At 69.2% G+C, this 23104-nt stretch carries 19 protein-coding genes and 1 pseudogene; 8 read left to right on the plus strand and 12 right to left on the minus strand.

Annotated elements, in window-relative coordinates; all coding sequences use genetic code 11:
• Nucleotides 1-5 precede the first annotated feature (5 nt).
• Nucleotides 6-1109: a GGDEF domain-containing protein gene (locus BST38_RS23065; protein WP_237160891.1), complete on the minus strand. Its 1104-nt coding sequence runs from the start codon at nt 1107-1109 to the stop codon at nt 6-8.
• 161 nt (nt 1110-1270) lie between these two features.
• Nucleotides 1271-2137, minus strand: a complete 867-nt coding sequence (locus BST38_RS23070) for a MaoC/PaaZ C-terminal domain-containing protein (protein ID WP_083145815.1) — start codon at nt 2135-2137, stop codon at nt 1271-1273.
• A gap of 54 nt (nt 2138-2191) precedes the next feature.
• On the opposite strand from BST38_RS23070, the gene BST38_RS23075 reads away from it, so the two are divergent.
• Nucleotides 2192-4192, plus strand: a complete 2001-nt coding sequence (locus tag BST38_RS23075; protein ID WP_083145816.1) for an SDR family oxidoreductase — start codon at nt 2192-2194, stop codon at nt 4190-4192.
• Complete coding sequence (locus BST38_RS23080) at nt 4189-5259, plus strand: nucleoside hydrolase (protein ID WP_083145817.1); 1071 nt, start codon at nt 4189-4191, stop codon at nt 5257-5259. Before BST38_RS23075 ends, BST38_RS23080 begins: the two co-directional genes overlap by 4 nt.
• Here BST38_RS23080 and BST38_RS23085 read toward each other — a convergent pair.
• The gene (locus tag BST38_RS23085; RefSeq protein ID WP_083145848.1) at nt 5250-6809 is read right to left on the minus strand and encodes a DNA polymerase Y family protein; all 1560 of its coding nucleotides are present in this window, start codon (nt 6807-6809) and stop codon (nt 5250-5252) included. The genes BST38_RS23080 and BST38_RS23085 overlap by 10 nt on opposite strands.
• A gap of 1 nt (nt 6810) precedes the next feature.
• On the minus strand, nt 6811-7518 hold the full coding sequence (imuA', locus tag BST38_RS23090) for a DnaE2-dependent mutagenesis accessory factor ImuA' (protein ID WP_083145818.1): 708 nt from the start codon (nt 7516-7518) through the stop codon (nt 6811-6813).
• Between the two features lie 167 nt (nt 7519-7685).
• Between imuA' and BST38_RS23095 the strand changes: the two genes are divergently transcribed.
• The 3 genes and pseudogenes from BST38_RS23095 (at nt 7686) to BST38_RS23105 (ending at nt 9997) form a co-directional block, all read left to right on the plus strand.
• Nucleotides 7686-8606 (plus strand): reductase, encoded by a 921-nt coding sequence (locus tag BST38_RS23095; protein ID WP_083145819.1) that lies wholly within the window; start codon nt 7686-7688, stop codon nt 8604-8606.
• Nucleotides 8605-9093 (plus strand): annotated as a pseudogene (locus BST38_RS23100) (NAD(P)/FAD-dependent oxidoreductase); the annotation flags it as partial. The gene BST38_RS23095 and the pseudogene BST38_RS23100, both read left to right, overlap by 2 nt.
• Nucleotides 9094-9133: 40 nt before the next feature.
• A complete protein-coding gene (locus BST38_RS23105; protein WP_083145821.1) occupies nt 9134-9997 on the plus strand; it encodes a MerR family transcriptional regulator in 864 nt (287 codons plus the stop codon).
• Here the strand turns inward: BST38_RS23105 and guaA are convergent, their stop codons facing one another.
• Together guaA and BST38_RS23115 are read right to left on the minus strand one after the other, a co-directional pair.
• Nucleotides 9998-11557, minus strand: a complete 1560-nt coding sequence (gene guaA / locus BST38_RS23110) for a glutamine-hydrolyzing GMP synthase (RefSeq protein WP_083145822.1) — start codon at nt 11555-11557, stop codon at nt 9998-10000.
• 194 nt (nt 11558-11751) lie between these two features.
• Nucleotides 11752-12432 carry a response regulator gene (locus tag BST38_RS23115; RefSeq protein WP_083145823.1) on the minus strand — a complete coding sequence of 227 codons (681 nt, stop codon included), beginning with the start codon at nt 12430-12432 and terminating at the stop codon, nt 11752-11754.
• Nucleotides 12433-12667: 235 nt separating this feature from the next.
• Between BST38_RS23115 and BST38_RS29905 the strand changes: the two genes are divergently transcribed.
• Nucleotides 12668-14851 (plus strand): sensor histidine kinase, encoded by a 2184-nt coding sequence (locus BST38_RS29905; RefSeq protein ID WP_237160892.1) that lies wholly within the window; start codon nt 12668-12670, stop codon nt 14849-14851.
• On the opposite strand, the gene BST38_RS23125 is transcribed toward BST38_RS29905, so the two are convergent.
• The gene (locus BST38_RS23125; protein ID WP_083145825.1) at nt 14835-15518 is read right to left on the minus strand and encodes a hypothetical protein; all 684 of its coding nucleotides are present in this window, start codon (nt 15516-15518) and stop codon (nt 14835-14837) included. The genes BST38_RS29905 and BST38_RS23125 overlap by 17 nt on opposite strands.
• Nucleotides 15519-15568: 50 nt before the next feature.
• The gene (locus tag BST38_RS23130; protein ID WP_083145826.1) at nt 15569-17305 is read right to left on the minus strand and encodes a GMC family oxidoreductase; all 1737 of its coding nucleotides are present in this window, start codon (nt 17303-17305) and stop codon (nt 15569-15571) included.
• A gap of 79 nt (nt 17306-17384) precedes the next feature.
• Here BST38_RS23130 and BST38_RS23135 point away from each other — a divergent pair, with 79 nt between their 5' ends.
• Nucleotides 17385-18005 carry a TetR family transcriptional regulator gene (locus BST38_RS23135; protein ID WP_420872567.1) on the plus strand — a complete coding sequence of 207 codons (621 nt, stop codon included), beginning with the start codon at nt 17385-17387 and terminating at the stop codon, nt 18003-18005.
• A gap of 3 nt (nt 18006-18008) precedes the next feature.
• Here the strand turns inward: BST38_RS23135 and BST38_RS23140 are convergent, their stop codons facing one another.
• Entirely contained in the window at nt 18009-19157 is a 1149-nt protein-coding gene (locus tag BST38_RS23140) for a GuaB3 family IMP dehydrogenase-related protein (RefSeq protein WP_083145828.1), read from the minus strand.
• Between the two features lie 29 nt (nt 19158-19186).
• A complete protein-coding gene (guaB, locus tag BST38_RS23145) occupies nt 19187-20740 on the minus strand; it encodes an IMP dehydrogenase (RefSeq protein ID WP_083145829.1) in 1554 nt (517 codons plus the stop codon).
• Nucleotides 20741-20843: 103 nt separating this feature from the next.
• Between guaB and BST38_RS23150 the strand changes: the two genes are divergently transcribed.
• Nucleotides 20844-21248 carry a DUF5319 domain-containing protein gene (locus tag BST38_RS23150; protein ID WP_083145830.1) on the plus strand — a complete coding sequence of 135 codons (405 nt, stop codon included), beginning with the start codon at nt 20844-20846 and terminating at the stop codon, nt 21246-21248.
• 21 nt (nt 21249-21269) lie between these two features.
• Here the strand turns inward: BST38_RS23150 and BST38_RS23155 are convergent, their stop codons facing one another.
• Together BST38_RS23155 and BST38_RS23160 are read right to left on the minus strand one after the other, a co-directional pair.
• Nucleotides 21270-22469: an anti-sigma-D factor RsdA gene (locus BST38_RS23155; RefSeq protein WP_083145831.1), complete on the minus strand. Its 1200-nt coding sequence runs from the start codon at nt 22467-22469 to the stop codon at nt 21270-21272.
• Complete coding sequence (locus tag BST38_RS23160; protein WP_083145849.1) at nt 22462-23046, minus strand: sigma-70 family RNA polymerase sigma factor; 585 nt, start codon at nt 23044-23046, stop codon at nt 22462-22464. The genes BST38_RS23155 and BST38_RS23160 overlap by 8 nt, the downstream gene beginning before the upstream one ends.
• Nucleotides 23047-23104 lie beyond the last annotated feature (58 nt).

The following is a 23104-nucleotide window of genomic DNA, read 5'->3' on the forward strand; positions in this document are numbered from 1 at the left end:
GACTGTCAGGCGGTCCTGCCGTCGCCGTCCTCACCGTCTTCCAGCGTCGGGCGCACCACGTAGCGGACCTGGTTTCCCCCCGCCATCCGGGCCTGCTCGATGGCCTGCTGGGCGATCCCGATCAACTTGTCGAGCACCTCGTCCGGCGGCTCGGCGGCCAGCGGGGGCAGTGGCGTGACCACGACCCCGATGCTGGCCGTCAACCGCTGCGGGGTCGCGGCAATGGACCCGCGGACCCGTTCCACCAACGGTGACGCGTCCGCGGTGGTGAACGTGTCCGCGATGACGAAATCGTCGTCCGAGACGTGCGCGACGATCGCGTTGTGCCGCACCGTCTCCCGCAGGGCCTGGCCGACCGTGACCCGCGCGCGGTTGCCGCCGCCGGAACCGGACAGCCCGAGCAGCAGCGAGAAGCTGTCGATGTTCACCGCGACGACGACCAGGAACTTGTCGTCGCTGCGGCTGCGCGAGGCCAGCAGTGTGGCCACCGAGCTGTAGAACGCATCGCGGTGCAGCAAGCCGGTCAGCTGTTCGATGTCCCCGTGATGGGCCTGCGGTTGGAGCAGCTTGATCAACCCGCGGCACGAGATCGCGACGAACACATTGAGCAGCACCGCGATCAGCAGGCAGGTGATCGCGACGGCCAGGTCGGTCGAGGCCATCTCGACCACCAGCACAACCAGCGCCGCCGCGCCGACCGTCCAGGTCAGCGCCAGCAGCCGGGCGGCGTGGAAGCAGACGACGTACACGGTGAGCACCACGTAGGTCGCCGTGCCGAGAAAGCCGACCAGCGGATTCGCGACGAGGAGCGAGGCCACCCCGACACCGATCGATCCGGCCAGCACGCAGACCAGAGACTGCGCGCGGCTGGGCCAGTGGTCGCGCAGCCACAGGGTCGCCATGGCCAGCGAAGCGACGACGATCACCGCCGCGGCGATGCGGGCACCGATCGACTGCTGGCCGAACAACCCGGCGACGAGCCCGACCGGCAATAACGCGAACGCGGCGATACACGCGGCAACCAGGCGACACGCGGCGGTCTGCAGGCCGCGCGAGGCGAGCAGCGCAGTGAACCAGTAGTACTGATCGACCCGCCACAGCCCAGGCACGACGGCACCAGCGGACAGGGACCGCAAACCTCTGAACAACTATCCACCCCCGTCCCACGTACCAAGGTCCAGATCAATAGCCCAGCGCATGGCGAAGGCTACCAGCCCAGCAAACAATTGCCCAGCGCCGGGCCGGCCGGCGATCTATCCCGGCCACCCGGTCATTCACCGAACTCCACATCGCCGTCGTCGAGCACCAGCCGGGACTCCGACCCGTCCGGGTTCGCCGCCTCGGTGCGGAACACCGCCCGGCCAGATCCCAGCCGCCAGATGGAGGTCGTCAGCGTGTCGCCGGGCAGCACCGGCGATGTGAAGCGCGCGGAGATCGCGGTGATCTTGGTGGCGTCACCGCCGGCGAGTTCGGCGATCAACGCCCGCCCGGCCACCCCGTAGGTACACAGCCCGTGCAGGATCGGCCGCGGGAATCCGGCGAGTTGAGCAAACCACGGATCGCTGTGCAAGGGGTTGCGGTCTCCGGACAGGCGGTAGATCAACGCCTGGTCTTCGCGGGTCGGCAGCGCGGCCCGCGCGTCGGGGTCGCGGTCCGGGATCGCCGGGGCCTGCGGGCGTTGGCCGGGCTGCCCGCCGAACCCGCCCTCGCCGCGCAGCACCAGGGTGGTGAGCGTCTCGGCGACCACCTGCCCGGTGTCGGGGTCGGCACCCGTCCCCTTCAGCATCACCACGGCGTTCTTGCCTTCGCCCTTGTCCTGCAGGTCGGCCACCTCGGACGTGACGCGCAGTGCGCCGGCGGGCGGTAGCGGCGAGAACAGCCGGATGCTCTGCGACCCGTGCAGCAGCCTGCTGAAATCGAACGAGCCGATCTCGGTGATCGCGCCGAACGGTGAGCACGCGATGACGGCGTACGTCGGCAGCACCTGCTGGGCGACGTCGTGACTGTTCTCGGTGGTGAACGCGAGGTCGGCGGTGCCCGCGCCGACACCGAGCGCGTAGAGCAACGTCTCGCGGTCGGTCCAGGTGAACAGCTGCGGCGGGGTGGTCGCGCCGATGGCGCCGGGATCGAGCGGCATGAGCGTGAGGGTAACCGTATTGACTGACACCCGGAGCGACGCGAGCATGTCCGCATGCGCTATGTCGTTACCGGCGGTACCGGGTTCATCGGCAGCCGGCTGGTCACCCGATTGCTGGCCCGCCCGGACACCGCCGCGGTGCACGTGCTGGTGCGCCGCGACTCCGCCGGCCGGTTCGAACGCCTCGCGCAGCACTGGGACGAGCGGGTGCAGCCGGTCGTCGGTGACCTCACTCGTCCTGACCTCGGGCTTACCGACACCACCGTCGCCGACCTCGGGCACATCGACCATGTGGTGCACTGCGCCGCGGTCTACGACCTCACCGCCGCCGAGAACCGGCAGCGTGCCGCCAACGTCGACGGCACCCGTGCGGTGATCGCGTTGACCCGCCGCCTCGGTGCGACGCTGCACCACATCTCGTCGATCGCGGTGGCCGGGGACTTCGGCGGCGTGTACACCGAGGACCACTTCGACGTCGGCCAGAACCTGCCGACGCCGTATCACCGCACCAAGTTCGAGGCGGAGGCGCTGGTGCGGGCGGCCGACGGTCTGCCGTTCCGCATCTACCGTCCCGCCGTGGTGGTCGGCGACTCCCGCACCGGTGAGATCGACAAGGTCGACGGGCCTTATTACTTCTTCCCGGTCCTGGCGGCGCTGGCGGCACTGCCCCGGTTCACGCCGATGATGCTGCCCGATGTCGGGCGCACCAACATCGTGCCGGTGGATTTCGTCGTCGACGCGGTCGCCGGTCTCATCCATCTCCCGGACCGGGACGGCCAGACGTTCCACCTGACCGCGCCGAAGTCGGTCGGTCTGCGCGGTATCTACCGCGCCGTGGCGTCCACGGCGGGCCTGCCGCCGCTGATCGGCTCGCTGCCCCGGGTGACCGCCGCGCCGCTGCTGCAGGCGCGCGGCAGCGCGCGGGTGATCCGTAACATGGCCGCCACCCAGTTGGGCATCCCCGGCGAGATCCTCGACGTCGTCGACCTTGCGCCGACGTTCACCTCCGAACCCACCGACGTGGCACTGCACGGGCTCGGGATCCGGGTCCCGGACTTCGCGTCCTACGCGCCGCGGCTGTGGCGCTACTGGGCCGACCACCTCGACCCGAACCGGGCCCGCCGCGACGACCCGGCGGGACCGCTGGTGGGCAAGCATGTCGTCATCACCGGGGCCTCCAGCGGGATCGGCCGGGCGTCGGCGATCGCGGTCGCCGGGCGCGGCGCGACGGTGTTCGCGCTCGCGCGCAACGCCGAGGCGCTCGACGGGCTGATCGCCGAGATCCGCGCCGCCGGTGGGGACGCGCACGCGTTCACCTGTGACGTCACCGATTCGTCGGCGGTCGAGCACACCGTCAAGGACATCCTCGGCCGGTTCGGCCACGTCGACTATCTGGTCAACAACGCGGGCCGCTCGATCCGGCGTTCCGTGATGGCCTCGACCGACCGGCTGCACGACTACGAACGGGTGATGGCGGTCAACTACTTCGGCGCGGTGCGAATGGTGCTGGCGCTGCTGCCGCACTGGCGGGAGCGCCGGTTCGGGCACGTCGTCAATGTCTCCAGCGCCGGTGTGCAGGCCCACAACCCGCGCTACAGCGCCTACATCCCGTCCAAGGCGGCGCTGGATGCGTTCGCCGGAATCGTCGGCACCGAGACGCTTTCGGACCACATCACCTTCACCAATATCCATATGCCGCTGGTGAAGACGCCGATGATCGCGCCGTCGGGCCGGCTCAATCCGGCGCCGGCGATCTCGGCCGAACACGCCGCGGCGATGGTGGTCCGCGCGTTGGTCGACAAACCCGCCCGCATCGACACCCCGATCGGCACGTTCGCCGACTTCGGGATGTACCTCACCCCGAAGCTCGCCCGCCGGTTCCTGCACCAGCTGTATCTGGGCTACCCCGATTCGGCTGCGGCGCGGGGGATCACCGAGGATGACACGGTGCAGTCCCCCAGGCAGTCCCCCACCACGCAGTTCCCGGTCCCGTCCGTGCGCATCCCCGGTCCGGTCAAGCGAGCCGTGCGGCTCCTGCCCGGCGTGCACTGGTGAGCGGCGCGCGTCACCCCGTCTTCGTCGACGTCGACACCGGCGTGGACGACGCGATGGCCCTGGTATACCTGTTCGCCAGCCCCGAGGCCGATCTGGTCGGTATCGCGTCGACGGCGGGAAACGTTGGCGTGCACGACGTATGCCGTAACAACCTGGCCCTGCTGGAGTTGTGCGGCATCACCGGGGTCCCGGTGTCGCGGGGGTCGGAGACCCCACTCGTCGCACCGCTGCGCACCGCCGAGGACACCCACGGTCCGGAAGGGATGGGCTACGCGCGGTTGCGGGTGCCACGCACCGAGCTCACCGGATACGACGCCGCGCAGGCCTGGGTGCGGGCGGCGCACGCCCATCCCGGTGAGCTGATCGGGATCGCGACGGGCCCGCTGACCAACCTGGCGCTGGCGCTGCGGGCCGAACCCGCGCTGCCCCGGCTGTTGAAGCGTCTGGTGATCATGGGCGGCGCGTTCGACTACCGCGGCAACACCACACCGGTGGCGGAGTGGAACACCCACGTCGACCCGGAGTCAGCCGCCGAGGTGTTCGCCGCATGGACCCTGTCCGGCGCCGAGCATCTGCCGATCGTGTTGGGGCTCAACCTGACCGAGCACGCGGTGATGACACCGGAGCTGCTGGGCCGGCTCGCCGAGGCTGCCGGGTCCACCCCCGCCGGGTCCACCCCCGCCGGGTCCTCCTCGACCCCGATGTCGGCGCTCGATCCACGCGGCACCGCCTCGACGGCGTCCAACCCGCTGATCCGGGTGCTCGAGGACGCGATGCGGTTCTACTTCGAGTTCCACCACGACCAGGGCGAGGGATACCTGGCTCATCTGCACGATCCACTGGCCGCCGCGGTCGCGCTCGACACCACCCTGGTGCGGTACCGTCCCGCACCGGTGGACGTGGAGTTGACCGGCACGCTGACACGCGGGATGACGATCGCCGACTGGAGCGGGCACTGGGGCAGGCAGCCCAATGCACTCATCGGCACCGAAGTCGATCCCGCCGCATTCTTCGACCGGTTCATCGCGCGGGTGGGCAGATTCGCCCGGCAGCTGGATCATTCGTAGACCCCTTCCAGATACCACCTCCTCTGTCGGTAGCACAGCAGCAGGGCCTTCTGGGAATCCAGCAGCACCTGCGCCCTGGCCGTCCTACCGCTCTTCGACGACGGATCCCACCAGCGTTCGTCGACCGGCCACGGACCGGCCCACCACGACAACTGTCCCGACCGCCCGGGCGCCTGCAGCCGGAACGGTGCGGTGCTGAACAGCCCACGACCGGTGACCCGCACCGGGGCGCCGTCGGCGTCGAACAGTTCGACCGGGTCGTCGAGCAGTACGGTCGGTGACGGCTCGGGCAGTCGCCCCGGCCACGGTTGCTCCGGATTCGCCTGGGGCACAAGCTCGTCTCCGAACGGCGTGAAGGTGATGCGCTCGGCGGGACCGCGGCCACCGCTGAGCACCGGAACCTTGACGGCGTCCGGCCCCAGCAGGCCCTGCACGCGCACCAGCGCCCGTCGCGCCCGCAGCCTGTCCTCCTCCCCGATGCCACCCCACAGCGGCAACTGCATGGCCTCTGCCGAGACCACCTCCACAGGGCGCAGGCGCAGCACGGTGATCGGGGCGGACGGCCGGTCTCCCGGGTTGCGCCGGTTCAGCCAGCCGTCCAGCTGCCAGCGCACCCGGTCGGCGGTGGCGTCCTCGGTCAGCGGTTCGGCGCACCGCCAGACCCGTTCCAGCTCTTGCCCATTGGCTGTCACCGCGTGGATCGCCAACCGGGTGCAACCCACCCCGGCCGCCTCCAGGCTGCGGTGCAGCACGCCGGCCAGCGAGCGTCCCGCGAAGGCCGCCGCATCTACCCGTTCGATGGGCGGATCGCAGTTCATCACCGCGTCGAGTTCTGCTTCCGGCTCCCGCCCGGACGGGCCGCGCGCGGGCTCCCCGCGCGCGATGCGGTGCGCGGCGACCGCATCGGCGCCGAACCGGGACGCGACGTCGCTGCGGGACAACTCGGCGAACTGGCCGATCGTGCGGATTCCCATGCGCCACAGCAGATCCACCAGCTCTTCGCGCGTGACGCCGGCCAGACTCGGTTCGGACGCCAACTGCCGGATGGACAGCGTCGACAGGAACGGTGCGTCCCGACCGGCGTCGATGATTCTGCCCGCCCGCGCCGCGAAGACGGCCGTGGGCAGTTGGTCGGCGATACCGACCTGACATTCGGCGCCCACGGCGGCCACCGCGTCGACCAGTCGTTCCGCAGCGGCCTGCTCGGAACCGAAGTACCTGGCCGCTCCGCGGATCGACAGTGCCAGCAGGCCGGGGCGCAGCACCTCAGCGCGCGGTACCAGATCGTCCACGGCGAGCGTGACGTTCTCGAAATGCCGGGCGTCACGTGCCGGGTCGGCGGCGGCGACGTGCAGCTCCGGACACCGGGCCTGCGACTCCCGCCGGCGCAGCCCCCGCCGCACCCCCGCGGCCCGCGCCGCCGCCGAGCATGCGATGACCCGGTTGGCCAGCGTGACCGCGACCGGCACCGTCGGCGGCAGACCGACTGCCGCCGCGGCGGCGACGGCGGGCCAGTCCATGCACCAGAGGGCAAGCACCCTGCCCGCCATCTCACCCGCCCACGGCGCGGGCGGGATGCCCAACCGAGCGGCCCCTGGCCCGCATGGCCAACCGCACCCTGCTGATCCGGCCGCATCCCGGGGTGGGTTTCCCGCCCCGGCCGCCGGCGATCTCGTAGCCGCTGACGCGGGCGTCCAACCGCGCAGAGGCCCCCTGCCAGTCGCCGTCGGTGACCAGCAGTGTGCAGCCGCGCTGCCGAGCCCTGGCCACCACCGCCCTGGCCCTTCCCGCAGGCACCGTCCGCCCTCCGAGGCCCAGGACCACCAGGTCCATCCCGTCCATCAGCACCGCGGCCACCTCCACCGGATCGGCCCCCGGTTCCGGGATCACCGCGATCCGGCTCAGGTCGGCGCCCATCTCCACCGCGGCCAGCAGACCGACATCCGGCTGACCGATGATCGCGGCATGACCCCCGGCCGCTGTCACGGCCGCCACCATGCTCAGCTGTAGCGAACGCGCCCCGGATACCACTGCCACGGTGCCGCGCGGCAACGAATCCGGAAGCACCTCAGCCAGCAAATCGGGCATCGGCAGCAAACTATCCGGAGGCTCAGATGGCGCCACCGGCGCCGCCACCGGAGCGGCGGCCCGACGGTTCGCACCCACCCTGCCGGAGATCGACGCGATCTGTTTGCGAAGCCGTTCTACCTGCTCAGCGCGCGTAGCGGGACACCGGTTCACGCTCTGCGGTGTCGTCACAGCTGCACCTTTCACACCATCCGACCCATACGTTCTTCGAAACTTTGTTCGATGCCGCCAGTAAACACCTCACCACCGACAAGCGTCAACAAGACCAGCGCGCCCCGACCGTGTCACCGACAAATAGTGACATTGACAAATGTCACCATTGAGAGTTGCATCCGAGGATGGCGATCGACATGGACGCGATGCTGGCCAAGATCAAGGACCGGCAGTGGGCACTGGCCGACATCGACTGGGATGCTCCCGGCGCGGAACTGATCACCGAGGAGCAGCGTCCGAAGCTCAAGGCCTTCATGGCCGACCTGTGCTGGATCGAGAACATCGGCGCCCGCGGTTTCGCGGCGCTCGCCAAGAAGGCGCCCACCCCGACGATCGCCGAGATCTACCGCTATTTCCACGCCGAGGAGCAACGCCACGCCAACGCCGAACTGGCGCTGATGAAACGGTGGGGAATGCTCGACGACAGCGAGATGCCCGAACCGAACGTGAACATCCGGTTGGCGATGGACTGGCTGGACACCTACGCCGACGACATGTCGCTGTCGGTGCTCGGCACCGTCATCCCGATGCTTGAGGTCGCCCTCGACGGCGCCCTGCTGAAGTTCCTCCTCGAGGAGGTCGACGACCCGGTCTGCCATCAGGTGTTCGAGAAGATCAACAACGACGAATCCCGGCACATCGCCGTCGATTTCGAGGTGCTGAACATGGTCGGCCATACCGACCTGCGCCGCCTGGCGATCGAGTTCGTCGCCACCGTCGCGAGCCCCGGGCTGATCATCGGGGCGATCATGTACATCCCGCTGCTCAACCGGATCCGCAACGAGATCGTCGGCATGGGCCTGGAACCCGAACGCCTCTACAACGCGGTGAAACGCTTCCAAACCCTGGGTGAGCGAGGTGAATTCACCCACCGGGTGCCCACCTACCAGGTGCTCAAGCGGCACGCCGCCGCCGTGGTGAACCCCGGCCACCCCTACCATCTGCTCGCCAACTCCCTGGTCTGGGTCTCCGAGCGCTATCCCAGGAAACTGCTCAGGCCGATCCCCAGCTGGTTCAACGAACTCACCCACGAACCGGCGGCCTGACATGACCGCGTCGGACCTGCGCGGCGTCGACACCTACCGGGGCGACCGGATCCACGTCGAATCCTGGCACCAGGGCTATGATTTCGCCGACAAGCGGGTCGCGGTCATCGGTACCGATTCCCGCACCGTGCGGATCGTCCCCGAACTGGCAGGCATCGCCGCGTTCGTCAAGGTCTTCCAGTGCGCGCCGCGCTGGATCTTCCCCTATGCGGTCCCCGGACAGTTCACCGAAGGGCCGGTGCGGCAGTGGGTTGTCGCGCGCCTGGCCCGGGCACATCTGCGCACTCAGGTCGAGGACCCGTGGCTTCGCCGCCAGCTGACCCCGGACCATCCGCCCGAGGCGACCCGGGTGCTGGTGGCCGGCGACTACTACCGTGCCCTACAACAACCCAACTGCAAGCTGATCGACTGGCCGATCGCCACGTTCAGCCCGGTCGGTGTCCGCACCAGCGACGGTGTGGAGCACCATGTGGACGCCATCGTCTTCGGCGATGCCCGCGGCCGCGATGGGCAGTATCTTCGCTGATATGTCCGGCCCGATCCAGACCATCCTGCGCCGGCTGCGCCGCGGCTCCCGCGATGTGGTCGAGAGCGCGGTGTCGCAGTTGTTCGACGCCGCGGCCAAGCCGCACGGTGGCGTCGAATCCGGCGAATACCGGATCGAGGAGCTGGCGCGGCTCGCGGGCACCACGACCCGCAACATCCGGGTGTACCGGGACCGCGGGCTGCTGCATCCGCCACTGAGGGTGGGGCGGATCGCGTTGTTCAACGACACGCATGTGACCCGGCTGCGGCTCATCACCTCGATGCTCGACCGGGGCTACAACATCGCGCACGTCAAGGAGATGCTGACCGCGTGGGAGCAGGGCAAGGATCTCGGCGACATGCTCGGCCTGGAGTCCGCGATCGCGGGCAGCTGGGCCACCGAGAAACCGCAGCGGATGCTGATCTCCCAGGCGCACAGGCTGATCGACGACCCGGCCGGCTTCGACCGGCTGGTCGCCCTCGGGATCATCCGGCTCGACGACGACCATGCCACCATCGTGCGGCCCACCCTGGTGGAGGCGTTCATCGAGATCCGGCAGTACGGCATGGCTCTCGACAAGGTGATCGACGTCCACGAACAGGTGAGCCCGCTGCTGGATCAGATCAGTGCGATCCTTGTGCAGGCAGGCCTCGACGAGGTGGTGGACAAGATCAACCCGGGTGCGGCGATGCCCGATGACGTCGAAGTCGCCGAGCTGATAACGACTTTGGTGCGCTTCCGCACCCAGGCGGTCTCTGCTGTCGGCGCCACACTGGCGTTTTCGATCGAGTCCGCCGTCGAATCGGTGGTCGCCCGGCTCCTCGGGGACCTGATCACCAGGGATGCCGAAGCCGCCGGCGAGTAGTCACTCCCACTCGATGGTGCCCGGCGGCTTACTCGTGACGTCCAGCACGACCCGATTGACCTCGGGCACCTCGTTGGTGATCCGGGTCGAAATCCGTTCCAGCACTTCGTAGGGCACCCGGGTCCAATCCGCGGTCATGGCGTCCTCGCTGGACACCGGCCGCAGCACGATGGGGTGCCCGTAGGTGCGTCCGTCACCTTGCACACCGACCGACCTGACGTCGGCCAGAAGGACCACCGGGCACTGCCAGATCTGGTGATCCAGACCCGCCGAGGTGAGCTCTTCACGGGCGATCGCGTCGGCGCGGCGCAGAGTGTCGAGCCGATCGGCGGTCACCTCCCCGATGATCCGGATACCCAGCCCGGGCCCCGGGAAGGGTTGCCGCGCAACGATTTCCTCCGGCAGACCGAGTTCCCGGCCGACCGCACGGACCTCGTCCTTGAACAGCAGCCGCAGCGGTTCGACGAGGGAGAACTTCAAGTCGTCGGGCAGTCCGCCGACGTTGTGATGGCTCTTGATGTTCGCCGTGCCGCTTCCACCGCCGGACTCCACCACATCCGGGTACAGAGTGCCCTGCACGAGGAACTCCACCTCACCGTCAGCCGCGCCGAGGGTGTCGCGTACCGCGCCCTCGAAGGCACGGATGAACTCCCGGCCGATGATCTTGCGCTTGCCTTCGGGGTTGGTCACCCCTGACAGGGCTTCCAGGAACCGGTCGGCGACATCGACGGTCACCAGGTTGGCGCCGGTGGCCGCGACGAAATCGCGCTGCACCTGTGCCCGCTCACCGGCACGCAGGAGCCCGTGATCGACGAACACGCAGGTGAGCCTGTCGCCGATGGCGCGCTGCACCAACGCTGCCGCCACCGCGGAGTCGACACCTCCGGACAGCCCGCAGATCGCGCGCCCGTCGCCGATCTGCGTGCGCACCTGCTCGACGAGGGCCTCGGCGATGTTGGCCGGAGTCCAGGTCGCGTCGATGCCGGCGAAGTCGTGCAGGAAGCGGCTCAGCACCTGCTGTCCGTGCGGGCTGTGCAGAACCTCCGGGTGGTACTGCACACCGGCCAGCCGCCGGGCGCGGTTCTCGAACGCGGCGACCGGCGCGCCACTGCTGGTGGCCACCACGTCGAAACCCTCGGGAGCCGCGGTGACCGCGTCGCCGTGGCTCATCCAGACCGGCTGGACGGCAGGCAGGTCGGCATGCAGTTCTCCACCGGCGACGTTCAGCTCGGTGCGGCCGTACTCGCTGGTCCCGGTGCGTGCCACTGTGCCGCCGAGCGCCTGCGCCATCGCCTGGAAGCCGTAGCAGATACCGAACACCGGGATGTCGAGATCGAACAGCGCCGGGTCGAGTTGCGGCGCCCCGTCGGCGTACACGCTGGACGGCCCGCCGGACAGCACGATGGCCCGCGGGTTGCGCGCTTTGATCTCGTCGACTCCGGCGGTGTGCGGGACGACCTCGGAGAAGACTCTCGCCTCCCGGACGCGTCGGGCGATGAGCTGCGCGTACTGCGCGCCGAAGTCGACGATCAACACAGGGCGGGGAGCTGCAGAATCCACCGGGACAGTCTAGTGAGGTGTCGGCCTCGGTGACGTCGGTGGGCGATGTGGTCGCCGGAGCGCCCGGTGGTTCGGCGCACCCCCTGCCCGCCCAACCACCCGAGCGCACCCGGCAACCACATCGGCTCCCCCGAGCACAGCAGATGCTATGGGCCGCGCCGCGCCGGCGTCTGTCGGCCGAACGGACGATTTCGCTAGTAGAGGTCCTTCAGGCTCAGGATCCCGTCTTCGATGGCGCGTGCGAGCAGCGCGGACTTGGTCGACGCCGGCCGCCCGGCTGCGGCGTACTTGGCCCTGGCCCGTTGCAGGTGGGTGCGGACGGTCGTCGGCGCGATGTACAGCCGCTCGGCGACGAGGTCCTTGCTCTCGGTCTGGAACCACGCGACGAGCACCTGCTTCTCGCGCTCGGTCAGCTTGATCCGGCCGACGCTGCTGTCGTTCAGCATCGCCTTGCCCATCCGCGGGCCGACGTAGGGCGTGGCGGCGTGTGCCGAGTGGATGGCATCGATGAGGTGGCGTTTTCCCTCGGACTTCACCAGATAGGTCACCGCGCCGAGTTCCAGACAGGTCAGGATGACCTCGTCGGTCGTGATGTGCGAGTAGACGATCACGCGTCGACCCGCCGCGGCGAGTTCGGCCAGCGCGTCGAAGTCCGGCCGGTTGCCCTCGATCTGCAGATCCAGCAACACCACGTCGATGTCGTCGGCCTCACCGGAGTATGTGATGAAGAACTCCGCGGGTCGCATGAAGCTCTCCACGAGTTCGATCGGCGGGTCCGCCTCCGCACACCATGCCTGGATCCCGGCGTGCACCACGTCGTGGTCGTCGATGGTCACGATGCGGACCGACTTCTGCGCTTCGCCCTCGCGGGACATCCTCCGATGCCTCCCCCGTCAGATCTCTTCGGCAGATACCTGCCCCCCGCCCGGTATTTAATCTCAGCCCGGAACACGGCGCGACAGAAAGCCCGCGCATCGTTGCTGAATATGTCAATTCGTGATCGATGGACGCCGCCGGCCGAGAATTCATACGTTCGACCGACGTCAGCCAGCCTCGCGCCGACACCGGTCCCGACTACGTTGACTTGCACGAGGTTCGCTGGGGAGGGCCGTGGCGACAAGCGGGGGCGGCCGGGAACCGGCGGCACGGCATCAGTTGATGACCCGGGCCGCCCACATCGGCCTGTTGATGCGCAACACCGCCAACCTCGGTGTGTCGCTGGTCGCGCTCGCCGATCCGCTCTCCGGCGCGCTGCCGGCAGGCAGGTGCCTGTTGGCCGTGCTGGCGATGTGGTCGCTGTACCGCCTCGTGACACGCTCGCACTCCCCCGCGCTGTTGGCCGCCGACTTCGGGGCGGTGCTGGCGGTCTGCCTGGCCATCCCGGTGCTGACCCCCGCCGCGGACTTCTACACGTTCAACACCGCACCGCAGGCGATCGCGGGAACGGCCGTGGTGAGCCTGTCGGTGTCGGTGTCGGTGCTCGCGAGCATCCCGATGACGCTCGCGATCGCGGCCGCCTACGCGGCCGGTGCCGCCCAACTCACGGGCTGGGAGTACGTCTCGTCGGTCCCTGCGCTGTACTACTTCGCCGTCCAGTGCGCCACCGCCTCGATCATCCGGTTCATGCTGTTGCACGTCGCGGGCGCGGTGGACCGCGCGCGCGACGAGCGCGCGGAAGCCGAAGTCGCCGAAAGGGTCACGCATGCGGTCCGCGATTACGAACGCGAACAACTCGCACTGCTGCACGACACCGCCGCCTCGACGCTGCTGATGGTCGGCCAGGGCACCTCGCTCCCCGCCGAGCGACTCGCTGCCCAGGCGCGGCGAGATCTGGACCTGCTCAACGAGAATCACTGGGAAGCTCCGCTGCCGCGGATGGAACTCGTTGCGGCGCTGCGCGAATGCGCCCGCCACCTGTCGACTGCGGTCACCTTCGACGGAGTCGACCGGTTGTGGCTGCCGGGCGCGACCGCATACCCGGTGATCGCCGCGGCACGCGAGGCGATGACCAACGTCGACCGGCACGCCGATGCCACCACGCTGCAGGTCACCGTGTCCGGCAACGGGATACGGCTCGTTGATGACGGTGTCGGATTCGACCCCGACGCGCCACGTCGCGGCCACGGCGTCGACGAGTCGATCGTCGGCCGGATGACTCGCGCCGGGGGCGAGGCCCGCATCACTTCGGCACCCGGCGCAGGCACCGTCGTCGAACTGACCTGGACGGCGACGCCGCCGCCGAGCGTGTCCGACACCGCCGACCCCGACCGGCTCATCGATCGGACCCGGATCCGGTTCGGCCTGGCCCTCACCGTCTACGCGGTGGTGAACCTCGCCATCACCGTGCCGCAGGCAGACGCCGCCCTCGGCGGCCTCGCCGCCCTCGGCGCGCTCGCCGCGATCCCCGGAATCGTGTGGCGGCGTTGGGGCTTCGCATGGCCCGCCGCCGCGGCGGTATTGGCCGTCGCGATCATCCAACCCGCGCTGCTGCCCACCGACCAGGTCATCGGCTACGCGCACTGGGCACAGGGCGCGATCGGATGGTGCGTCGTCCCACTGCTGCTCGCACTGCCCACCCGCACGGGCGCGGCGATCGTCACCGGATACTGGCTCGTCAACAGCGCGGTGCTCGTCATCCGCGACCCGTCTGCCGAGACGCTTGTCAACATCGGCCTCGGGACCGCGAGCATCCTCGCCGTGCAGGTGTTCGCGCTGGTGTTCAACGGGCTGATGCGCGATGCCGCCACCGTCGTCGCCGTCGAGAACCAGACCCGCCAGCGGCTTCTGACCCGGGAACGCGTCTCACAGGCGCTGCGCGCCGAATATCAACGCCGATACGCCGACATCGTCGCCAACGTCGTTCCCCTGCTGGAGGAGCTGACCCGCGGCGAACCGGTGACTGCGGACATGCAGTTGCGTGCCCGCGCCGAATGCCGGCGGCTGCGCACGTTGTTCGATCAGGCCGGCACTTTCGACCATCCGTTGATGCAGCAGATCCGCCCGTTGATCGACGCCGCCGAGGACCGCCGCATCGATGTGGTCATCGACGTCTGCGGCACGCTCCCGGACCTCACGGAGCCGCAGATCGCTGCGCTCGCAACGCCACTGGGCGATGTGCTGCGCCGCGCGTCGAACTCGGCGCGCATCGTGGTGACTGCGGCGGACAGCGAGGTCGAGGTCAGCGCGGTGGTCGACACCGCGGGCGACGACGCCGCACCGGCAAGGCTGGACGGCGCCGAGGTGATCGTCAGCGGCCGCGAACTCTGGTGCCTGATCGTCAGCGGGGCGCGGTGACGACGAGCTCGTGGCCCCCGGTGGCCCACGCCGTCGTGAAGGTGTCGATGCTGACCTGCTCGCCGCGGGTGTCGTCGGCTCCGCTGTCGCCGAGGTAGACGATGTCGTTGTCGAAGTCGATGGCCGCCACCGTCACCATGTGGTCACACTCGGTACGGTCGTCGTCGGTGTCCCAGATGGTTGCGGCGTTCACGCACACCAGCGCTTGCCGACCGTCGCCCAGATAGCCCGCCAGCGCGTCGATTCCGGTGGCCTGTCCCCCGCTGCCCGCTTCGTCGTCGTTGGTGTAGTCGGCATTGACCCCGTAGTGCCTGAGCAGCAGGACGAGATCGTCGGTGCAGGTACCGTGGCCGGTTCCACCGTCGGACGGGTCGATGCTCTCGTCGTAGACCGGTTGTCCCGGAGTGCATTCGCTCGGGGTGCTGGTGGCCAGGTCGATGATCTCGCGTTCGGTCGGCGGCGCCCCGGTGAGTTCACCGATCACCGTCCGGGCGGCCAGCAGACCGCAGTCGCTTTCGGTTTGGGGTTCCCAATAGCGGGTCGCCGCCTCCGGATCTCCGTACAGGCCGTCGGTCACCGGCGCGGCGGAACTGGGAGCCGCACCGAACACCGACGCCGCCACGACGACGACCGCACCGAGCGACGCTGCCACCACACGGCTGTTCACAGCCCGAAGCTGATAGGCTCCCAGCGACCTGGGAGCCTGTTCGCGGCAATCTATCCCGTGGAGCTGACCGGTTCGATCGGGATCCTGCGCAGCGCCGCGGGTGCGTCGGCCGGAACCACCGGGTGCTTGGGCGCGACCGGATCCAGCCGCCGGTACGGCTGCCCCTGCGCCGGCCGCAGGTCGTCCTCCCCCTTGTTCGGCCACAGCGCCGCCGCCCGCTCGGCCTGCGCGGTGATCGAAAGCGACGGGTTCACACCGAGGTTCGCCGAGATCGCGGCACCGTCCATCACCGAGAGCGTCGGGTAGTTCCACACCCGCTGGTACGCGTCGATGACGCCACGCTCGGGCGAGTCCGCGATCGCGGCACCGCCGAGGAAGTGCGCGGTGAGCGGGATGTTGAACAGCTCCCCCCACGTGCCACCGGCGACCCCGTCGATCTTCTTCGCGATGCGCCGGGTGACCTCGTTGCCGGCCGGGATCCAGCTCGGGTTGGGTTCACCGTGGCCCTGCTTGCTGTCGAGCATCCGGAACCCGAATCTGGTCTTGCGGGTGTAGGTGGTGATCGAGTTGTCCAGGTGCTGCATGACCAGCGCGATCATGGTGCGTTCGCTCCATCGGCGCGGGTTGAGCAGTCGCAGTGTGCCCTTCGGGTCCTCGCGCGCGGTCTCGACGAGCTGGCGCCACCGCGGGGTGTCGGTGCCACCCGGCCCGGTGCCGTCGGTCATCAGGGTCTGCAGCAGCCCCATCGCATTCGAGCCCTTGCCGTAGCGCACCGGCTCGACATGGGTGTCCTCGGTCGGGTGGATCGACGAGGTGATCGCGACGCCGTGGGTCAGATCGAGGTCGTCTCCGACCTTCAAACGCCCTGCGCCGACGATGGATTCGGAGTTGGTGCGGGTCAGCACGCCGAGCCGGTCGGACAGCTTGGGGAGTTTGCCGCGGTCGCGCATCTTGAACAGCAGCTTCTGGGTGCCGTAGGTGCCGGCGGCCAGGATCAGGTGTTCGGCCGTGAAGGTCTTGCGCCGGCGCCGCAGCTTGCCGCCGGTGCGCACGGTGTGCACTTCCCACAGTCCGTCGGGGCGCTGCTCGAACCCGGTCACCATCGTCAGCGAATGCACCTGGGCGCCGGCACGTTCGGCGAGGCCGAGATAGTTCTTCAGCAGCGTGTTCTTGGCGCCGTACCGGCATCCGGTCATACAGGACCCGCACTCGATGCAGCCGGTGCGGTCAGGGCCCGCGCCGCCGAAGTACGGGTCCGCCACGGTCTTCCCGGGCGCCTTCTCGCCGTCCGGGCCGAAGAACACGCCGACCGGCGTGGGGACGAACGTGTCGCCGACGCCCATGTCCTCGGCGACCTCCTTCATGATGCGGTCGGCGTCGGTGAACGTCGGGTTGGTCACCACACCGAGCATCCGCTGCGCCTGGTCGTAGTGCGACATCAACTCGGCGCGCCAGTCGGTGATGTCGCGCCACTGCGCATCGTTGAAGAACGGCTCCGGCGGCACGTACAGGGTGTTCGCATAGTTCAGCGATCCGCCCCCGACACCCGCGCCGGCGAGGATCATCACGTTGCGCAGCAGGTGGATGCGCTGGATGCCGTACATACCGAACTGCGGCGCCCACAGGAACTTGCGCAGGTTCCACGACGTCTTGGCGAACTCGTCGTCGGCGTAGCGGCGGCCGGCCTCCAGCACACCGACGCGGTAGCCCTTCTCGGTCAGCCGCAGCGCGCTCACGCTGCCGCCGAACCCCGAGCCGATGATCAGCACGTCATAGTCAGGCGTCATCAATCCAGTATGAACTTACCCGTCGGTAACTTGCTAGGGAGGCGACCCTAACGTGAGATTTTCGTCCTCGTCTACTGTCATCGGCGTGGCGGACGGGATCACGGCGCGCGAGGCGAAGCGGCTGCAGACCAGGGAACGGCTGTTGGGCGCCGCCATCGCCGAGTTCAAACGGGCCGGCATGGCCGACGCCGACGTCGGCGCGATCGTCGCCGCCGCGGGCGTTGCTCACGGGACGTTCTTCTTCCACTTCCCGACCAAGGAGCACGTGCTCCTTGAGCTCGAGCGCCGTGAGGAGGACCGCATCGCCAAGCGGTTCGCGACATTCGCCAAGACCCACCACGATCTGGCGTCCACGCTGCGCGAGGCGGCGGATCTGGTGATGGGGCTGGAACGCCGGCTCGGGGCGGTGTTGTTCAAGGACTTCCTGGCGCTGCACTTCTCGCCCACCCGGCCGCCGGCCGCGGCGAGCCGCGCAAACGACACCGAGCACGGCGGCGATCATCCGGTGATCGTGCTGGTCGCCGCCCAGATCGAAAACGCCCGGCAGCGCGGCGAGATCGCCGATGACGTGCAGCCGATGAACAGCGCGATCTATTTCTTGCTCGGCCTGTACGCGTTGCTGATCACCACCGACAAGTCCACCGGCCGGTCGGGGCTCGTGGACGACTACCTGGTCCGGACGCTGCGCAGCCTGCGGTGACCGTCAGCGGCCGACGGTGAGCCCGACCTTCTGGAATTCCTTGAGGTCGCAGTAGCCGGCCTTGGCCATCGAGCGGGCCAGCCCGCCCACCAGGTTCAGCGATCCGAACGGGTCGTCGGACGGCCCGTTGAGCACCTGCGCCAGCGACGGCCGGTCCTCGTCGACCACCTGCAGCAGGGAGCCGCGCGGCAGCGACGGGTGCGCGGCGGCGGCCGGCCAGAACCAGCCTCCGCCCAGCGCCTCGGCCGAGATGGCCAGCGGGGTGCCGAGCACGACGGCATCGGCACCGCACGCGATCGCCTTGGCGAGGTCTCCGGAGGTGTGGATGTCGCCGTCGGCGAGGACGTGGACGTACCGCCCGCCCGTCTCGTCGAGGTACTCCCGGCGGGCGGCGGCGGCGTCGGCGATCGCGGTGGCCATCGGCACGCTGATCCCGAGCACCTCGTCGGAGGTGGTGACGCCTTCGGTCGACCCGTAGCCGACGATGACGCCTGCCGCCCCGGTCCGCATCAGGTGCAGCGCGGTGCGGTGGTCGAGCACGCCGCCGGCGACCACCGGCACGTCGAGCTCGGAGATGAACGTCTTCAGGTTCAGCGGCTCGCCCGCGCCGTCGTGGTCCTTGGCGACCCGCTCGGCGGAGATGATGGTGCCTTGGATGACCAGCAGGTCGATACCGGCCTGGACCAGCGTCGGCGTCAATGCCTGCGCGTTCTGCGGGCTGACGCGCACCGCGGTGGTGACGCCGGCCTCACGGATCCGCGCGACCGCGGCACCGAGCAGTTCCGGGTCCAGCGGTGCGGCGTGCAGCCGCTGCAGCAGGCGGGTGGCCGCGGCGGGGTCGGGATCCTTGTCGGCGACCTCGGTGACCTGCGCGATCTTGTCCTCGACGTCGGCGTGCCTGCCGATCAGGCCCTCACCGTTGAGCACGCCGAGCCCGCCGAGCCGGCCGAGCTCGATCGCGAACTCGACCGACACCAGCGCGTCGGTCGGATGCGCTACGACCGGGATCTCGAACCGGTACGCGTCGAGCTGCCATGCGGTCGACACGTCCTTGGACGAACGTGTCCGCCGCGACGGCACGATGTTGATGTCGCTGAGCTCGTAGGTGCGACGGGCGGTCCGGCCCATGCCGATTTCCACCATGTCTCGCATGTTGACTCCCCTGTTCGGCCCCGTAGACCCTAGCGGGTGGTGTAGTTCGGCGCCTCGACGGTCATCGTGATGTCGTGGGGATGGCTCTCCTTGAGCCCGGCCGCGGTGATCTGGACGAACTGCGCCTGCTGCAGCGCTTCGATGGTGGCGGAGCCGGTGTAGCCCATCGCGGCGCGCAGACCACCGACCAGCTGGTGGATCACGGTGGACAGTGGGCCGCGGAACGGCACCCGTCCCTCGATACCCTCGGGCACCAGCTTGTCCTCGGACAGTACGTCGTCCTGGAAGTAGCGGTCCTTCGAGAAGGAGCCACGCAGGTTCCCCGTGGCACCCCGGCCCTGCATCGCGCCGAGCGACCCCATTCCGCGGTAGCTCTTGAACTGCTTGCCATTGACGAAGATCAGATCGCCGGGCGATTCCGCGGTGCCCGCCAGCAGCGAGCCCAGCATCGCGGTCGACGCGCCCGCGGCCAGCGCCTTGGCGATGTCACCGGAGTACTGCAGCCCGCCGTCGGCGATCACCGGAACTCCGTGCGGCGCGCACGCCGCCACAGCTTCCAGGATCGCGGTGATCTGCGGGGCGCCGACACCGGCGACCACGCGGGTGGTGCAGATCGAGCCGGGGCCGACCCCGACCTTGACCGCGTCGGCGCCGGCCTCCACGAGGGCGGCGGCCGCGGCGCGGGTCGCGACGTTGCCGCCGACCACCTCGACGCGGTCCCCGACGGCACGCTTGAGCCGCGCCACCATGTCGAGCACGCCGCGGTTGTGCGCGTGCGCGGTGTCGACGATGAGCACGTCGGCACCCGCGTCGGCGAGCGTCATCGCCCGCGTCCACGCGTCCTCGCCGACGCCGACGGCCGCGCCGACGAGCAGCCGGCCGTCACTGTCCTTGGTGGAGAGCGGGAACTGCTCGGTCTTGACGAAGTCCTTGACCGTGATCAGGCCGGTCAGCTTGCCGTGCCCGTCGACGATCGGGAGCTTCTCGATCTTGTTGCGGCGCAACAGTCCCAGTGCGGCTTCCGCGGACACCCCCTCCTGGGCGGTGATCAGCGGGGCCTTGGTCATCACCTCGGAGACCGGCTTGGACTGGTCGACCTCGAACCGCATGTCGCGGTTGGTGATGATTCCCACCAGAGAGCCCGAGTTGTCCACCACCGGCAGCCCGGAGATCCGGAACCGTGCGCACATCGCGTCGACCTCGGCGAGGCTGTTGTCCGGGGAGCAGGTGACCGGGTCGGTGACCATGCCGGCCTCGGAGCGCTTCACGGTCTCGACCTGGGCGGCCTGTTCGGCGACAGGAAGGTTGCGGTGCAGGACGCCCATGCCGCCGGCGCGGGCCATCGCGATGGCCATGCGTGATTCGGTGACGGTGTCCATCGCCGAGCTGACCAACGGCACCTTCAGACGGATCCGCCGGGTCAGCTGACTGGAGGTATCGGCTGTCGCCGGAATCACATCCGACGCGGCGGGCAGCAGCAGGACGTCGTCGAAGGTGAGGCCGAGCATCGCGATCTTGGTGGGGTCATCGCCGCCCGTGGGCACCGGCACCGCGATGGGGATGCTGCTTTCGGCGATCGACATGTAATGAGCCTTCCGTAACACCTGGAAAATTCCATCTTATCGGCACGGCGACCTGCCCGATGAGCGCTGGCGCGATACCTGGGGGGCTGCGTAGTCTGGGGACGTGCGAGACCACCTGCCACCAGGACTGCCGCCTGACCCGTTCGCCGACGATCCGAGCGATCCGTCGGCGGCGCTCGACGCCCTGGAACCAGGGCAGCCGCTGGATCCCCAGGAACGCATCGCCGTCGAGGCCGATCTGGCCGACCTCGCGGTCTACGAGGCCCTGTTGGCCCACAAGGGAATTCGCGGTCTCGTCGTCTGCTGTGACGAATGTCAGCAGGATCACTACCACGACTGGGACATGCTGCGCGCCAACCTGCTGCAGCTGCTGGTCGACGGCACCGTCCGTCCGCACGAACCCGCTTACGACCCCGAGCCTGACTCCTACGTCACATGGGACTACTGCCGGGGTTATGCCGATGCGTCGCTCAACGAAGCCGCGTCGGAATCCGACGGCTATCGCTGACAGCCGAATTCGACTTCTCTCCTACTCGCCCACTCCCGGGAGCAACAGCGGCGTCGTTGTCGTCGGAACCACAGTCGTCGGGACCGCTGCCGTCGGTGACGGTGCGGGCTCCTCGGCCGGAGCCGGTGCGCTGGTCTCCGCAGATGCGGTCGCGGCAGACGTCGTCGCAGGCGCCTGAGCAGTCGTCGTCGGCGCCTGAACAGTCGTGGTCGGTGGCGGCGTGCTCGGTGATGACACGGTCGTCGACTGACGCACCACCGTGGTCGACGTCGGCACGCTTGTCGGCGGCACGGTCGTCGAGGTCGGCGGCACGCTTGTCGGCGGCACGCTTGTCGAGGACCGGGTCGCACCCACCGACGACGACGGTGTGGCCGACGAAGGCGCGGTCGTCACCGACGAAGGTGCCGTCGTCCCCGACGAAGGTGCCGTCGTCTCGGAGGAAGGCGCGGTCGTCTCGGAGGAAGGCGCGGTCGTCGTCTCCGACGAAGGTGCCGTCGTCTCCGACGAAGGCGCGGTCGTCTCCGACGAGGTCGTGCCGGGTTCGAGCAGCACCGCCGGCAGTTCGGGGAACGTGGGCAGCGGGGCGCCGGGCGGCACCGTCGCGACCGGGTCCTGGGCTTCGACCTTGACCGTCAGCTCCTGCCACTGAGCGATCAGCTCTTCTTTCTGGTCGACGTCACCAACGGTCGCGACCGTCGTGGTGACCGCCTCCAGCTTGGCCTGCGCGCCCTGCCAGTCGCCCTGCTCGATGAGCTGCTGTACCTGCTGCATCTCGGTCTGGGCGGCCAGTATCACCGCGTCGTCACGGGTCTGGGTCTGCTCACCGAACAGCATCGTGCGCATCCCGTACAGCGCGTCGCCCGGGCCGGAGCCCGCGACCACGGCACCGAACCCGCCGATGGCCAGCACCGCTGCCGCGGCCGAGCCGACGAGGGCGAGTGAGAACCGTCGGCCGGGACCGGACGGCTTCGCCGTCGGCGTGCGGTACAGCGCCGCCTCGGCCTGCTGCGGCGTCGCGACGTGCCCCATCGGGGTCTCGCGCACGTCGTCCCGCCAGCCGGCCAGCAGCTGGGCCAGCTCGGCCTCGGCGTGGTCGGTGACGTACGGCTGCTGCTGGGCACCCAGTGCGTCGAGCATCTGGTCGATGCGGTTGATCTCGTGGAGCGACGGATCGCCGCCGCTGTTCCCACGTCCGAATTCAGGTCGTCCGAAGTCAGGCATAGTCGCGCCCCTGCCCCGTCGCCGTGATCTCCGCCTTCAACCGGGACAGCGCGCGGTGCTGCGCCACGCGGACCGCACCGGCGGTACTGCCCACCGCAACGGCCGTCTCCTCCGCGCTCATGCCGACGACGACACGCAGGATCAGGATCTCGCGCTGTTTCTCGGGGAGCACCTGGAGCAGTTCGGCCATCCGCGCCGAGGACTCGGAGTCGATGGCCATCTGCTCGGGCCCGGCTTCACCGGAGTATCGCTCCGGGACCACATCCATCGGATCGGCCCGGTTGCGACCAGCTGCCCGGTGCGCGTCAGCAACCTTATGCGCTGCGATCCCGTACACGAAGGCCAGAAACGGTCGTCCCTGGTCCCTGTAACGCGGCAGCGCCGTTATGGCGGCCAAGCACACCTCCTGAGCTACGTCATCAGCTGAGAGACCGCTTCGTTCCGCGGTTCCCACCCGCGCCCGGCAGTACCGGACGACGAGGGGGCGGATGGTCTCCAGCACCTCCCGGAGTGCATCCCGATCGCCGGCCACTGCTGCAGCAACGACATCATCGAGACGTTCTCCCGAAATTGTCATCGTGAGCAGGCTCTCCAGCGTTACGTCGGGGACACACACCCGGAGGGGAGGTGGCCGT

The sequence above is a fragment of the Mycolicibacterium parafortuitum genome, from assembly GCF_002086815.1.
GTDB classification, from domain to species: domain Bacteria; phylum Actinomycetota; class Actinomycetes; order Mycobacteriales; family Mycobacteriaceae; genus Mycobacterium; species Mycobacterium parafortuitum.

Coding starts and splice junctions, on each gene's coding strand:
- BST38_RS23140 (WP_083145828.1), bottom strand. CDS start 19,157: ATGCGAGACATGGTGGAAATCGGCATGGGCCGGACCGCCCGTCGCACC.
- BST38_RS23160 (WP_083145849.1), bottom strand. CDS start 23,046: ATGACAATTTCGGGAGAACGTCTCGATGATGTCGTTGCTGCAGCAGTG.
- BST38_RS23095 (WP_083145819.1), top strand. CDS start 7,686: ATGGCGATCGACATGGACGCGATGCTGGCCAAGATCAAGGACCGGCAG.
- BST38_RS23105 (WP_083145821.1), top strand. CDS start 9,134: ATGTCCGGCCCGATCCAGACCATCCTGCGCCGGCTGCGCCGCGGCTCC.
- BST38_RS23115 (WP_083145823.1), bottom strand. CDS start 12,432: ATGTCCCGCGAGGGCGAAGCGCAGAAGTCGGTCCGCATCGTGACCATC.
- guaB (WP_083145829.1), bottom strand. CDS start 20,740: ATGTCGATCGCCGAAAGCAGCATCCCCATCGCGGTGCCGGTGCCCACG.
- BST38_RS23130 (WP_083145826.1), bottom strand. CDS start 17,305: ATGACGCCTGACTATGACGTGCTGATCATCGGCTCGGGGTTCGGCGGC.
- BST38_RS23070 (WP_083145815.1), bottom strand. CDS start 2,137: ATGCCGCTCGATCCCGGCGCCATCGGCGCGACCACCCCGCCGCAGCTG.
- BST38_RS23085 (WP_083145848.1), bottom strand. CDS start 6,809: ATGGCGGGCAGGGTGCTTGCCCTCTGGTGCATGGACTGGCCCGCCGTC.
- BST38_RS23155 (WP_083145831.1), bottom strand. CDS start 22,469: ATGCCTGACTTCGGACGACCTGAATTCGGACGTGGGAACAGCGGCGGC.
- BST38_RS23075 (WP_083145816.1), top strand. CDS start 2,192: ATGCGCTATGTCGTTACCGGCGGTACCGGGTTCATCGGCAGCCGGCTG.